Source organism: Cellulomonas sp. P1_C4, assembly GCF_056406355.1.
Window position 1 is genome coordinate 62,847 of record NZ_JBFUAI010000005.1, and the last position, 13,624, is coordinate 76,470.

Annotated in this window: 10 protein-coding genes; 6 read left to right on the forward strand and 4 right to left on the reverse strand. The window is 70.3% G+C overall.

Annotated elements, in window-relative coordinates; genetic code table 11:
- Positions 1–31 precede the first annotated feature (31 nt).
- Positions 32–1,762 (forward strand): dihydroxy-acid dehydratase, encoded by a 1,731-nt coding sequence (gene ilvD, locus AC1DYZ_RS04975; RefSeq protein WP_477064099.1) that lies wholly within the window; start codon positions 32–34, stop codon positions 1,760–1,762.
- A 55-nt stretch (positions 1,763–1,817) separates the two neighbouring features.
- Here the strand turns inward: ilvD and AC1DYZ_RS04980 are convergent, their stop codons facing one another.
- From AC1DYZ_RS04980 to AC1DYZ_RS04995, 4 genes are all read right to left on the reverse strand, one after another.
- The gene (locus AC1DYZ_RS04980) at positions 1,818–2,726 is read right to left on the reverse strand and encodes a carbohydrate ABC transporter permease (RefSeq protein ID WP_477064100.1); all 909 of its coding nucleotides are present in this window, start codon (positions 2,724–2,726) and stop codon (positions 1,818–1,820) included.
- Positions 2,726–3,661, reverse strand: a complete 936-nt coding sequence (locus AC1DYZ_RS04985; RefSeq protein WP_477064101.1) for a carbohydrate ABC transporter permease — start codon at positions 3,659–3,661, stop codon at positions 2,726–2,728. Before AC1DYZ_RS04985 ends, AC1DYZ_RS04980 begins: the two co-directional genes overlap by 1 nt.
- Before the next feature lie 2 nt (positions 3,662–3,663).
- Positions 3,664–4,923, reverse strand: a complete 1,260-nt coding sequence (locus AC1DYZ_RS04990) for an ABC transporter substrate-binding protein (RefSeq protein ID WP_477064102.1) — start codon at positions 4,921–4,923, stop codon at positions 3,664–3,666.
- Positions 4,924–4,984: 61 nt separating this feature from the next.
- Positions 4,985–7,162: an alpha-galactosidase gene (locus AC1DYZ_RS04995; RefSeq protein WP_477064103.1), complete on the reverse strand. Its 2,178-nt coding sequence runs from the start codon at positions 7,160–7,162 to the stop codon at positions 4,985–4,987.
- A 113-nt stretch (positions 7,163–7,275) separates the two neighbouring features.
- Here AC1DYZ_RS04995 and AC1DYZ_RS05000 point away from each other — a divergent pair, with 113 nt between their 5' ends.
- From AC1DYZ_RS05000 to AC1DYZ_RS05020, 5 genes are all read left to right on the forward strand, one after another.
- On the forward strand, positions 7,276–8,433 hold the full coding sequence (locus AC1DYZ_RS05000) for an ROK family protein (RefSeq protein WP_477064104.1): 1,158 nt from the start codon (positions 7,276–7,278) through the stop codon (positions 8,431–8,433).
- On the forward strand, positions 8,430–10,133 hold the full coding sequence (locus AC1DYZ_RS05005; RefSeq protein WP_477064105.1) for a glycoside hydrolase family 13 protein: 1,704 nt from the start codon (positions 8,430–8,432) through the stop codon (positions 10,131–10,133). The genes AC1DYZ_RS05000 and AC1DYZ_RS05005 overlap by 4 nt, the downstream gene beginning before the upstream one ends.
- 53 nt (positions 10,134–10,186) lie before the next feature.
- Positions 10,187–10,945 carry a DUF2306 domain-containing protein gene (locus AC1DYZ_RS05010; RefSeq protein ID WP_477064106.1) on the forward strand — a complete coding sequence of 253 codons (759 nt, stop codon included), beginning with the start codon at positions 10,187–10,189 and terminating at the stop codon, positions 10,943–10,945.
- An 8-nt stretch (positions 10,946–10,953) separates the two neighbouring features.
- Positions 10,954–11,535, forward strand: a complete 582-nt coding sequence (locus AC1DYZ_RS05015; protein ID WP_477064107.1) for a pyridoxamine 5'-phosphate oxidase family protein — start codon at positions 10,954–10,956, stop codon at positions 11,533–11,535.
- A gap of 242 nt (positions 11,536–11,777) precedes the next feature.
- A complete protein-coding gene (locus tag AC1DYZ_RS05020) occupies positions 11,778–13,622 on the forward strand; it encodes an acetolactate synthase large subunit (protein WP_477064108.1) in 1,845 nt (614 codons plus the stop codon).
- The last annotated feature ends 2 nt before the right edge of the window (positions 13,623–13,624 follow it).

Sequence of the window (13,624 nt, forward strand, 5' to 3'; positions counted from 1 at the left end):
CGCGCGGGAGCGCAGTCATACACTCGCGAGCATGACCGTGACGTCGGACAACGCCCCCACCTCCGCTGCACCTTCCGTCGACATCAAGCCCCGCTCGCGCACCGTCACGGACGGTCTGGAGGCCACCGCCTCGCGCGGCATGCTCCGCGCGGTGGGCCTCGGTGACGACGACTTCGCGAAGCCCCAGATCGGCGTCGCCAGCTCCTGGAACGAGATCACGCCCTGCAACCTGTCGCTCCAGCGGCTGGCCCAGGCGGCCAAGGCGGGTGTGCACGCCGCGGGCGGGTACCCCCTGGAGTTCGGCACGATCTCGGTGTCCGACGGCATCTCCATGGGCCACGAGGGCATGCACTTCTCGCTGGTGAGCCGCGACATCATCGCGGACTCGGTGGAGACCGTCATGCAGGCCGAGCGCCTCGACGGGTCCGTCCTGCTGGCCGGCTGCGACAAGTCCCTGCCGGGAATGCTCATGGCGGCGGCCCGCCTCGACCTGGCGAGCGTCTTCCTCTACGCCGGGTCGATCGCGCCCGGCTGGGTCAAGCTCGAGGACGGCACCGAGAAGGACGTCACGATCATCGACGCGTTCGAGGCCGTCGGCGCCTGCGCGCGCGGGCTCATGAGCCGCGAGGACGTCGACCGCATCGAGCGCGCGATCTGTCCGGGCGAGGGCGCCTGCGGCGGCATGTACACCGCCAACACCATGGCGTCGGTGGCCGAGGCGATCGGCATGTCGATCCCCGGCTCCGCCGCCCCGCCGTCGGCCGACCGCCGCCGCGACGCGTTCGCCAAGAAGTCGGGCGAGGCCGTCGTCGAGCTGCTCCGCCAGGGGATCACCGCGCGCCAGATCATGACCAAGGAGGCGTTCGAGAACGCCATCGCCGTGGTCATGGCCTTCGGCGGCTCGACCAACGCGGTCCTGCACCTGCTGGCCATCGCGCACGAGGCCGAGGTCGACCTCACGCTCGCCGACTTCTCCCGCGTCGCCGCCAAGGTGCCGCACCTGGGCGACCTCAAGCCCTTCGGCCGCTACGTCATGAACGACATCGACCGCATCGGCGGCGTGCCCGTCGTGATGAAGGCGCTGCTCGACGCGGGCCTGCTGCACGGCGACTGCCTCACGGTCACCGGCAAGACCGTCGCGGAGAACCTGGCGGACGTGAACCCGCCGGACCCGGACGGCAAGATCCTGCGCGCGCTGGACAACCCGATCCACAAGACCGGCGGCATCACGATCCTGCACGGCTCGCTGGCGCCCGACGGTGCCGTGGTGAAGTCGGCCGGCTTCGACTCCGACGTGTTCGAGGGCACGGCCCGCGTGTTCGAGCGCGAGCGCCACGCGATGGACGCGCTCGAGGACGGCACGATCGTCGCCGGCGACGTCGTCGTCATCCGCTACGAGGGCCCCAAGGGCGGCCCGGGCATGCGCGAGATGCTCGCCATCACGGGTGCGATCAAGGGCGCCGGCCTGGGCAAGGACGTCCTCCTGCTCACCGACGGCCGCTTCTCGGGCGGCACCACCGGCCTGTGCGTGGGCCACGTCGCCCCGGAGGCCGTCGACGGCGGCCCGATCGCGTTCATCAAGGACGGCGACCGGATCCGGCTCGACGTGGCCAACGAGACGCTCGACGTGCTGGTCTCGGAGGAGGAGCTCGAGGCCCGCAAGGTCGGCTGGGCGCCGCTGCCCCCCACCTACACGCGCGGGGTGCTGGCCAAGTACGCGAAGCTCGTGCAGTCGGCGTCGAAGGGCGCCGTGCTGATCTGACCCGTACGAACGACGGGCCCGCTCCTTGAGGGAGCGGGCCCGTCGGTCGTCGCGGCTACTTGATCGACCCCCGCGTGACGCCGGAGATGACCCAGCGCTGGCTGAAGACGTAGACGACCAGCAGGGGCGCCATGGCCATGAGGTAGGACGCGAACGCCACCGTGTAGTCGGTGTTGAACTGGCCCTGGAAGACGTACTGGGCGAGGGGCAGGGTCCGCGCCCCGGGATCGGTGAGCACGACGAGCGGCATGATGAAGTCGTTCCACGCCCACACGCAGGTGAGGATGCCGACCGTCGCGTTCATCGGGGTCAGCAACGGGAAGATGATCTGCCGGAACACCCGCCACGTCGATGCGCCGTCGACCCGTGCCGCCTCCTCGAGCTCGATCGGGATCGAGCGGATGTAGGCGGTGTAGATGAAGATGTTCAGCGACAACCCGTAGATCGTGTAGAGCAGGATCATGCCGGCCTGGTTGTCCAGGCCCAGGAGTGCGGTCTGCTTCACCAGGGGCAGCATGATGATCGGGAACGGGATGAACAGGGCCGCGAGCAGGTAGAAGAACACGCCCTTGAAGAACGGCCGGTGGATGTTCCGCGCGATGGCGTAGGCGACGACCGAGCTGGTCAGCAGCGTGAGGATCACCGACCCGACCGTGATCATCGCCGTGTTCAGGAGCGCTTGTGGGAACTCGGTGCGCGTCCACGCCTCGGAGAAGTTCGCCCACCGGATCGGGCTCGGCAGCTCGAAGCCGGTGCCGGCGGCGAGCTGGTCAGGAGTCTTGAGCGCGACGACGACGGCGAGGTAGAGCGGGACGAGGACCGTCAGCGAGCACACCGCGATCAGTGCGGTCACCCACCAGTTGATCCTGCGGGAGTCGTCGTCGGCGACGGCCTTCGTGCGCCGACGCCGGGGCTCGGGAAGGACGGCCTCGGCCTGGCCGAGCGCGGTTCCTGCGGTGGTCATCAGAAGTCCGCCTCTCTGCGCTGAAGGACCTTGAACTGGAACAGCGAGACCACGGTGATGACGATGAAGAAGATCACCGCGTTCGCGGACTGGTAGGCGAACTCCCCGCCGGAGAACCCGCCGCGGAAGATGAGCAGGGTGACGGACTCGGTCGCCGTGCCCGGTCCGCCGTTGGTCAGAGCGACGATCTGGTCGAAGACCTGGAGGAAGCCCTTGAGGCTCAGCACGATGTTGATGGTGAAGAACGCGCTGATCAGCGGGAAGGTGATCGACTTGAACTGCCGCCACGCCTTCGCGCCGTCCAGGGACGCGGCCTCGTACAGCTCGCGCGGGATCGTCTGCAGCCCGGACAGGTAGATGATGATCGTGAAGGCGCAGGCCTGCCAGACGGCCAGGGCGACGATCGCGGTCCATGCCCAGGTCTCGTTGGTGAGGATGTTGTCGGCGAACAGCGGGATGCTCGCCAGGATCTTGGGCAGCGAGCTCGAGAAGAAGAACTGGAAGACATAGCCGATGACCAGGGCCGCCAGGACGTAGGGCACGAAGTACACGCCGCGCCAGAAGTTGCGCGCCATGATCTTGGTGTTGAGGCCCATCGCGATGGCCAGCGAGATCGCGTTGGTCAGCACGGTCGCGGCGATGGCGAACAGGAACGAGAACCCGTAGGCGGCCAGCACGCGGTCGTCCTTGAACAGGTTGACGTAGTTGGATAGGCCGACGAAGTTCCAGGCGCCGTAGCCGGCGTAGTTCGTCAGGCTGTAGAAGACGCCCACCAGCACGGGGATGGTGTGGAACAGGGCGAAGGCGATGACCGCGGGCCAGACCATCCAGTAGAAGGTGGACTGTGCCCGGCCGACCTTGACGCGCCGCATGGTGGGTGCGCTCGAGCGGTCGGCTCCGGGTTCCGCGGGCAGGACTTGCGTGGAGGACGTCATCGTCATTCTCCCGTCACGGGGATGGTGCGAGCGGCGACCTTGCTCCACTCGCTGTCGAGGGTGGCGAGCGCGGCGTCCGCGTCGCCGCTGAACAGGAACTGCTGGTCGATGGCCGCGAGCGGGATGCTCGGCGGGATCTGGTGGTCGATGAAGCCCGCGATGCGGCCGTCGTCGAAGTACGGCTTGACCGACTGGATTGCGGGTTCGTCGCTGAGCTCGGCGCCCTTGACCGATGGGATCATGTTCTGCGAGGCGGCGAACTGCTCGATGACGTCCTTCTGGAACAGGTAGTCGATGAACCGCAGCGCCTCCTTGGGGTGCTTCGAGTCCTTCGGCATGGTGACCGCGACGTCGACGCCGGAGACGAGCATGCGGTCGGCGGGGTCCTCGGCCGCCGGGTAGGGGAAGATGCCGGTCTGGATGTCGGGGTTGATCCCCTTGATCGGGCTCAGCGCCCAGATGCCCTGCAGGAGCATCGCGACGTCGCCGTTGGCGAACGCGGCGTTGCCGTCGTCGTAGGTCGCCCCTCGGTAGCCGTCCTGCATGTAGCCGAACAGCTGGGCCTGCTGGTCCATCGCCTCGGCGAAGTTCTTCTGGAACGAGACCTCGGAGTCGGGTCCGGTGTCCTCGCCCTGTGCGCGCATCGTGTCGAAGAAGCCGTCCTGCGCGGGGTACGCCCCGAGTCCGTTGAACGAGGGCAACCCGGTCCACGAGTCGGCGAGGGTGCCGTAGAACGGGGTGATGCCCGCGGCCTTGAGCTTTTCGCACACGGCGATGAGCTCGTCCCAGGTCTCGGGGACCTCGAGGCCCTGCTGGGCGAAGATCTCCTGGTTGTAGAGGATCCCGTTGGCGTTGTTGACGTAGCCGAGGCCGTTGACCTCGTCGCCGTACGTGCCGAGGTCCTTGAGGATCTCCTGCACCGCCGGGTTGATGGTGTCGAGCACGGGCTCGTCGGCGAAGTCGTAGAACACCCCCGCCTGCGCGAGGCGGCCGAAGTTGCCGCTGGCGTTCAGCGTGATGACGTCCGGTGCCTTGTTCTTGACCAGGAGTGTCCGGATGACCGTGTCGGCATCGGCGACCTGGTTCTGCACGACGCGGATGTCGGGGTTCTCCGCCTCGAAGTCGGCGATGATCTTGTCGAAGTCTTCGAGCGCCTCGCCCTTGAACTGGAAGAAGTTCAGGGTGGTCACGCCGTCGGACGGTTCGTTCGCGCAGCCGCCGACGGCGGCGAGCAGAGCGATCGCTGCGGCCGCTGCCGCCATGCGAACGCGTCGTGGGTCTCGGTGTCTCATCGTGCGCCTCCTTGCGCCGGGATCTGGCTGCTCAGTCCTGAGCGACCAGCTCGATGACGGTGGATCTCTGGGGGTACTGGACCGGGGGTCGCAGGCCGACGGCGTCGAGCTCACGACCCGTCAACGTGGTGTCGTAGGCCAGCCACTGGAGCTCCGACTGGGCGGCGGCGTTCGTCGCGCCCCCGACGAKCCGGAGCCGGTAGATCCGGCCGGGGTCGAGCCCGGGGATCCGGACCCGTCCCGGCGGGTAGGCGGCGGTCGTGTCGGTCTGCGTGATCGTGAACACGGCCGACGTGCCGTCCGGGGCGACGACGCCGCGGACATCGATCCCGGGCTCGCTGTCGTCGACGTTGACGGTCAGGCCCGTGGCGACCAGCGGGCGGATGCGCTTGGCGTACTTCACCCACGCCGCGATCCGGCCTCGGGTGTCGTCGTCGGTCGCGGTGAGGTCCCACTCGATCCCGAAGTGGCCGAACAGCGCGACCGCCGCACTGAAGTCGAGGTCCACGGTCCGGCCGGTGGAGTGCACGACGGGACTGGTCAGGTGCATGCCCATCATCTCGGGGGGCACCACGAGCGCCGTGTACCGCTGGTTGACCAGGCGCTCGAGCGGGTCGAGGGTGTCGCTGGTCCAGATCCGGTCGGTGCGCGCCAGGATCCCGAGGTCGACGCGGGCGCCACCGGAGGCGCAGCTCTCGATCTCCAGCGCGGGGTTGGCCGCCTTCAGCTCGTCGAGCAGCCGGTAGAGGGCCAGGGTGTGCTCGCGGACCCGGGCGGCCCCCTCGGGGCCATTGCCGGCGTCGAGCAGGTCGCGGTTGTGGTCCCACTTCAGGTACGCGATCGGGTACTCGTCGAGCAGCGCGTGCAGGCGGGCCGCGACGTGCGCGTAGGCGTCCTCGTGCGCGAGGTTGAGGACTTGCTGCTGGCGGGCGGCGGGCGGCAGCGTCGTCCGCGCCCGCAGGATCCAGTCGGGGTGCCGCCGGGCGACGTCGCTGTCCGGGTTCACCATCTCGGGCTCGACCCACAGCCCGAACTCCATGCCGCGGGCGAGGACGTGGTCCACGAGCGGGTGCAGCCCGTCCGGCCACACCGTCGCGTCGACGTACCAGTCGCCCAGGCCCGCCGTGTCGTCGCGGCGCCCGTCGAACCACCCGTCGTCGAGGACGAACCGCTCGACGCCGACCGTCGCGGCGGCGTCCGCGAGTGCGGTCAGCCTCTCGAGGGAGTGGTCGAAGTAGACCGCTTCCCACGTGTTGAGGGTGATCGGCCGCGGCCGGCGAGGGTGGGCCGGGCGGCGGCGCCACTCCTCGTGGAAGCGGTGCGCGAGCTCGCTCAGCCCGTCGCCCCACGACCCGACGACCTCCGGCGACGTGAGCGACTCGCCCGGCGCGAGGACGACCTCTCCGGGTGCGAAGAGCTCACCGCCGGCAAGGACCGCGTCGCCGGTCGCGGAGCGCTCCGCGAGAAGGCGGTGGTTCCCGCTCCACGCGACGTGGACGGCGTGGACCCGACCGCGTTCGAAGCCGAACCCCGGTCGGCCGGCGGCCAGCACGAGGGTGGCGTCCGCACCCGGCCGGCCGCGACGGCTCTCGCGCAGGTACGTCCCGTACGTGAACGGGTGCCGCTGCGGCGTGCGTTCGCGCAGGTGTCGACCGGTGGTGTCGAGGATCTCGGTGGMGTCCCACGGCACCGGGAACGCGAGGTGCACGGCCTGGACGACGTACGGGGAGTCCCCGTCGTTGCGCAGCGTGATCCGCTGGTGGAACAGCCCGGCGGTGCCGACCCGCAGCTCCAGCTCCGCGCTCAATCGGGCTTGGGTGTCCACGAGCGACAGCCGTGCCTGGTGGGCGTCGGCCTCGATGTCGACGAGCTCCATGCGGACGCTGAACGACACTCCGTCGCGGTGCCCCTCGAGGCCCGGGGTGCCGAGCCACCCGCCGGCCTGCGAGGCGACGAGCGTGGCGCGGGCCGGCTCGTCCAGACCGCCCGAGACGCGCTGGGGCCGCGCCGCGACCGCCAGGCTGTGCAGCGTCTGTTCGCTCGAGTCGGTGAGCTCCTCACCCCAGTGCACGATCGCCGGGTGCGGGACCGCGTCGACGTCGATCACCACGCTGGTGCCACCGCGCCGCAGGTGCAGAACCCGTCCCGGGAGGCCGGGCGGGTGGGCGGCCGGGCGGTCGGCGGCGGTCACCACGTCGTGGAAGAGCATGGGGTTAGTTCTAACACGGAAGAAACAAGATCCACAAGACGCACAGAATGCTGATTCGCACGGCAAGGACGCCTCGTTCATGCCATGATGGAACCAATGAACGGGTCGAGTGCATGTTGAGCGACAGCGAGGGCGCCCTCGCGCGCGCGGTGCTGATCCACGGGCCGATCTCGCGCAGCGAGCTGACCAGCCGGCTCGGGCTGTCACCGCCGAGCCTGACGCGCCTCGCCAAGCCGTTCCTGGACCGCGGTCTGCTGGTCGAGCTCGACGACCGGTCCGACGGCTCGGTCGGTCGTCCCGTCCGCCCGCTCGACGTCAGGCCGGGCCTGGCCCACTTCGCAGGCGTCAAGGTGACGGGGGAGTCCCTGCACGTCGTCGCGACCGATGTGCGCGCCGCGCTCCTCGGCTACGAGGAGCGCCCGCTCAGCACCCGCGACCCGGACGGCGTCGCGGCCGAGATCGCCCGTGCGGTCCGTGAGCTCGGCGTCGACCGCATCGCCGGGGTGGGGGTGTCACTTGGCGGTGCTGTGCGGGAGGGCCGGGTGGAGTTCGCGCCTTTCCTCGGCTGGACAGATGTGCCGTTCGCCACCCTCGTCGAGGCAGAGCTAGGGGTCCCGGCGTCGCTCGAGAACGACCTCGTCGCGCTCGCTGAGGCGGAGCTCTGGTTCGGGCTGGGTCGCGACATCCCAGGGTTCGTCGTCATCACGATCGGTGCCGGCGTCGGGTACGCGCTCGTGGTGAACGGACACGTCGTGCACTCGCGCGAGGCGGGAGTCGGCCTCGGAGGGCACATCCCGCTCAGCACGACCGGCCCGGTGTGCCACCTGGGCCACCGCGGGTGCGCGGAGGCGATGCTGGCATCCGGGTCTATCGCGGCTCAGGTGTCGGCGGCGCACCAGAGGCCCCTCGACTACGCCGAGGTCCTGCGGCTCGCGCGCGACGGCGACCCCGCGGCGACGACCGTGGTCGACGAGGCTGCGACGGCCCTGGGGCGTCTCGTCGCCCTGTCGGTCAACCTCACGCTGCAGCCCGCGGCCGTGCTCGCCGGCGAGGGCATCGGGCTCTTCGCCGTCGCAGAGGAGCGAGTGCGCGCGGCGATCGCCGCCGACCGTGACCCGCGCGCCGAACCCGTCCGGCTCTACGTCGATGAGTCCGGCTTCTCCGCGTGGGCCCGAGGGGCCGCGACGATCGCGATCCAGGACGCCGTCGAGCGCATCCGGCTCGACCAGCCCGAGCAGGACCTGCTGCCGGCGAGAGGAGGCATCGCATGACCTTCACCCCAGAGAATGCCCCGTGGTGGACCCGAGCCGTGGTGTACCAGGTGTACCCGCGCTCGTTCGCGGACTCCGACGGCGACGGCATCGGCGACCTCCCCGGCATCCTCGGGCGGCTGGACCACCTGTCCGCCCTCGGTGTCGACGTCGTGTGGCTGTCGCCCATCTACGCGTCCCCGCAGGACGACAACGGGTACGACATCAGCGACTACCAGGCGGTCGACCCCGTGTTCGGCACGCTCGAGGACCTCGACGCGCTGATCCACGAGCTGCACGCGCGCGACATGAAGCTGGTCATGGACCTCGTCGTCAACCACACCTCCGACGAGCACCCGTGGTTCGTCGAGTCGCGGGACCCGGCCAGCCCGAAGCGCGACTGGTACTGGTGGCGACCGCCCCGCGCGGGCATGGCCGCCGGGGCACCGGGCGCGGAGCCGACCAACTGGCGGTCCTTCTTCGAGGGCTCCGCCTGGCAGCTCGACCAGGCGAGCGGCGAGTACTTCCTGCACCTGTTCAGCCGCAAGCAGCCGGACCTGAACTGGGAGAACCCGCAGGTCAGGGATGCTGTCTACGCCATGATGCGCTGGTGGCTCGACCGCGGGGTGGACGGCTTCCGGATGGACGTCATCAACCTCATCTCCAAGGACACGACGCTGCCCGACGGGGTGGTCACCGACGGCCTGCTCGCCGACGGATCGGCGTCGTACGTGTGCGGCCCGCGCATCCACGAGTTCCTGGCCGAGATGCACAAGGCGGTCTTCGCCGACCGGCCCGAGAAGCTGCTCACCGTGGGGGAGATGCCCGGCGTCACGGTCGACCAGGCGCGCGACTTCACCGACCCGTCGCGGGAGGAGGTCGACATGGTCTTCCAGTTCGAGCACGTCGGCCTCGACCACGGCCCGGGCGGCAAGTTCGACGTCCGCCCGCTGCGGCTGCTCGACCTCAAGGCCTCGTTCGGGCGCTGGCAGGCGGGGCTGGCCGACGTCGGCTGGAACAGCCTCTACTGGGACAACCACGACCAGCCGCGGGTGGTCTCCCGCTTCGGGGACGACGGCGCTTTCCGACGAGAGTCCGCGACCATGCTCGCCACGGTCCTGCACCTGCACCGCGGGACGCCGTACGTCTACCAGGGCGAGGAGCTCGGGATGACGAACGCGCACTTCACCCGGTTCGACCAGTACCGGGACATCGAGACGCTCAACCACGTGGCCGTCGCGAAGACGGTCGGCACCGGCAGCGACGAGGACCTGCTCGCCGGCATCGCCGCGATGGGCCGAGACAACGCGCGCACCCCGATGCAGTGGGACGGCTCGGCGCACGCGGGGTTCACCACCGGCACGCCGTGGATCGAGGTCAACGAGAACTATCCGTCGCTGAACGCCGCCGCCGAGCGCGCCGACCCGGAGTCGGTCTTTCACTACTACCGCGCGCTCATCGCCCTGCGGCACGACGACCCGGTGGTGGCCCTGGGCGACTTCACCATGCTGCTGCCCGAGCACGAGCACGTGTACGCGTTCACCCGTCGGCTCGGCGACGTGACGCTCACGGTGCTGGGCAACTTCTCGGGCGACGTGCAGGACGTCGCGCTGGGCGACGACCTGGGCGAGCTCGTGCTCGGCAACTACGCCCATCCCGCAGGCCCGCAGCTGCGCCCGTGGGAGGCGCGGGTCCACCGGGTGGGGCCAACCCCCCGGTGAGCCGGTGGGCTGACGCGACAGACCGGGGCACCGCCGCTCCCTAGCGTCGAGTCATGACCCTCGCCCCGGCGCGACCCCGCCCCCGGACCCGCACCCGGCTCCGCGTTGGCTGGACGTGGATCGCGCTCTCGTCGCTGGCCGTCGCGGTCTACGCCGTGACCCCCTACCTCACCGCGCCGCTGCACGAGCTGGCCGGCGACGCCGTCGGGCTCGCGGGAGCGTACGAGGGCAAGCCGGCCTGGGTGCACGCCGCGTTCTACGCCCACATCGTCGGCGGCGGGGTCGCGCTCCTGATCGGGCCGCTGCAGTTCTGGCGGTCGCTGCGCGAACGCGTGCCCTCCGTGCACCGGGCCCTCGGCCGGACGTACCTCGTCGCCGTGCTGGTCGGCGCGGTCGCGGCGCTCGCGCTCGCGCCGGTGAACTCGGCGGGCATGGTCGGGTTCTTCGGCTTCGGCTCGCTCGGCGTTCTCTGGATCTGGACCGGGTGGCGGGGGTACCGGGCCATCCGCGCCGGCGACGTCCGCCGCCACCAGGCGTGGATGATCCGGAACTTCGCGCTGACGTATGCGGCCGTGACGCTCCGGCTCTGGATCGGCGTGCTCGTGGCCGTGCAGAMCCCGTGGATCGCGACGGGTGCCGACGCCGAGACCGCCTTCACCAACGCCTACGCCGCGGTCCCGTTCCTGGCCTGGATCCCCAACCTGGTCGTCGCCGAGCTGCTCGTCCGCCGCCGCGGGCTGCCCGCCCTGCGGATCGTGGACGACCGCCCGACGGCTCATGGCTACGCTCGGACGGAGGTCGGCGAGAGGTAGGAGCGGGCGTGGGCAAGGTTCACGAGCGGATCGACGGTCGGTTGCGCGCGTTCGTCGAGGCGCAGCCGATGTTCTTCGTCGCGACGGCCCCCAGCGGCCCCGACGGGCACGTCAACCTCTCGCCCAAGGGCATCGCCGGCTCGTTCGTGGTCCTCGACGAGCACACCGTCGCGTACATCGACCTCACGGCGAGCGGCTCGGAGACGATCGCCCACCTGCGGGACAACGGGCGGATCACGCTCATGTTCTGCGCGTTCGAGGGTCCGCCCAACATCGTCCGGCTGTACGGCCGGGGCCGCTTCGTCACGCTGTACGACGAGGGTTTCGACGAGCTCGCGGTGCTGTTCCCGGAGACGCGCGGCGCCCGCGCCGTGATCGTCGTCGACGTGGACCGTGTCTCGGACTCGTGCGGCTACGGCGTCCCGCGGATGGCGCTGGAGGGGGAGCGGGACCTGCTGCCGCAGCACATGGAGCGCAAGGGCGTCGAGGGGCAGGCGGACTACCGGCGCCTGAAGAACCGGGTGAGCATCGACGGGCTGCCCGGGTTCGACATGGACCCGGACACGGGATCGACGCCGTCCAACAGTTGATCCCGTGAACCACGATGTGAGACGAGGGGGAGGCGGCGTGACACATCGGAAACCTGGGCGTAGTGTCCAACGCGTGCAGACGACCCTTCTCGTAGTACTTCCTGAGCGCGCCGGCTAGAGGCCTCCCGCACAGGCCTCGTCAGCGCGCTCGCCCCTCGTCCAGCCCGTACGTGGCTCGAGGGGTTTTTTCATGCTCAGGCAGTACCCCGGCAGCACCCACGGCATCACCCAGGGAGACATCGATGGTCCAGGGCCCTCACCCGGCACCGCCGCGAACACCCGCGCCCACCGCCTCGCGCGTCACGGTCCCGGCCGCGACGACGAGCGCGATCGGCCCCGAGCAGGTCACCGGTGCGCAGTCGATCGTCCGCTCGCTCGAGGAGGCCGGTGTCGACGTCGTCTTCGGCATCCCCGGCGGCGCGATCCTCCCGACGTACGACCCGCTGATGGACTCCACCAAGGTCCGCCACATCCTGGTCCGGCACGAGCAGGGCGGCGGCCACGCGGCCGCCGGCTACGCCGCCGCGACGGGGAGGGTCGGCGTCTGCATGGCGACGTCGGGCCCGGGCGCCACGAACCTCGTGACCCCCATCGCCGACGCCCACATGGACTCCGTGCCGCTGGTCGCGATCACCGGGCAGGTGGGCGCGTCGCTCATCGGCACGGACGCGTTCCAGGAGGCCGACATCGTCGGCATCACCCTGCCGGTGACCAAGCACAACTACCTGGTGACCGACCCCGATGACATCCCGCGCGTCATCGCCGAGGCGTTCCACATCGCCTCGACGGGCCGCCCCGGTCCGGTCCTCGTGGACATCGCCAAGTCCGCGATGCAGTCCCGCACCACGTTCTCGTGGCCGCAGGAGCTGAACCTGCCCGGGTACCACCCGGTCACCAAGCCGCACGCCAAGCAGATCCGCGAGGCCGCCCGGCTCATCGCGACGTCGCGCCGACCGGTCTTCTACGTGGGCGGCGGCGTCATCCGCGCCCGCGCGGCGGCCGAGCTGCGCGCGCTGACCGAGGCGTCCGGCGCCCCCGTCGTGACCACCTTGATGGCCCGCGGCGCGCTGCCCGACTCCCACCCGCAGCACCTGGGCATGCCCGGCATGCACGGCACGGTCGCCGCCGTCGCCGCGCTGCAGAAGGCGGACCTCGTCGTCGCCCTCGGCGCCCGCTTCGACGACCGCGTCACCGGCCTGCTGTCCAGCTTCGCGCCGAACGCGACGATCGTGCACGCGGACATCGACCCGGCCGAGATCGGCAAGAACCGCCACGTCGACGTGCCGATCGTCGGCGACCTCAAGGAGGTCATGGCGGACCTGCTGCCCGAGCTCGCCCGCGAGCACACGCAGCACGGCAAGCCGGACCTCGAGGGGTGGTGGCGCCAGCTGGACGAGTGGCGCTCGACCTTCCCGCTGGGGTTCGACGAGCCCGCCGACGGGCACCTGGCGCCGCAGTACGTCATCCAGCGGATCGGCGAGCTGTCCGGGCCGGAGTCGATCTTCGCCGCGGGCGTGGGGCAGCACCAGATGTGGGCCGCGCAGTTCATCAAGTACCAGCGGCCCAACTCGTGGCTGAACTCGGGCGGCCTGGGCACCATGGGCTACGCCGTGCCGGCGGCGATGGGCGCGAAGGTCGGCGACCCGTCGCGGACCGTGTGGGCCATCGACGGCGACGGCTGCTTCCAGATGACCAACCAGGAGCTGGCCACCTGCACGATCAACGAGATCCCGATCAAGGTCGCGATCATCAACAACTCGTCGCTCGGCATGGTGCGGCAGTGGCAGACCCTGTTCTACGAGTCCCGCTACTCCAACACCGACCTCAACACCGGGCACGGCACCGTGCGCATCCCCGACTTCGTGAAGATGGCGGACGCGTACGGCTGCGCCGGGCTGCGCTGCGAGACGGTCGGTGACGTCGACGCGACCATCAAGCGGGCCCTCGAGATCAACGACCAGCCGGTGGTCATCGACTTCACCGTGTCGCGCGACGCGATGGTGTGGCCGATGGTCGCCGCGGGAGTCTCCAACGACGACATCCAGTACGCACGGGGCATCTCCCCGGCGTGGGACCGGGAGGACTGAGC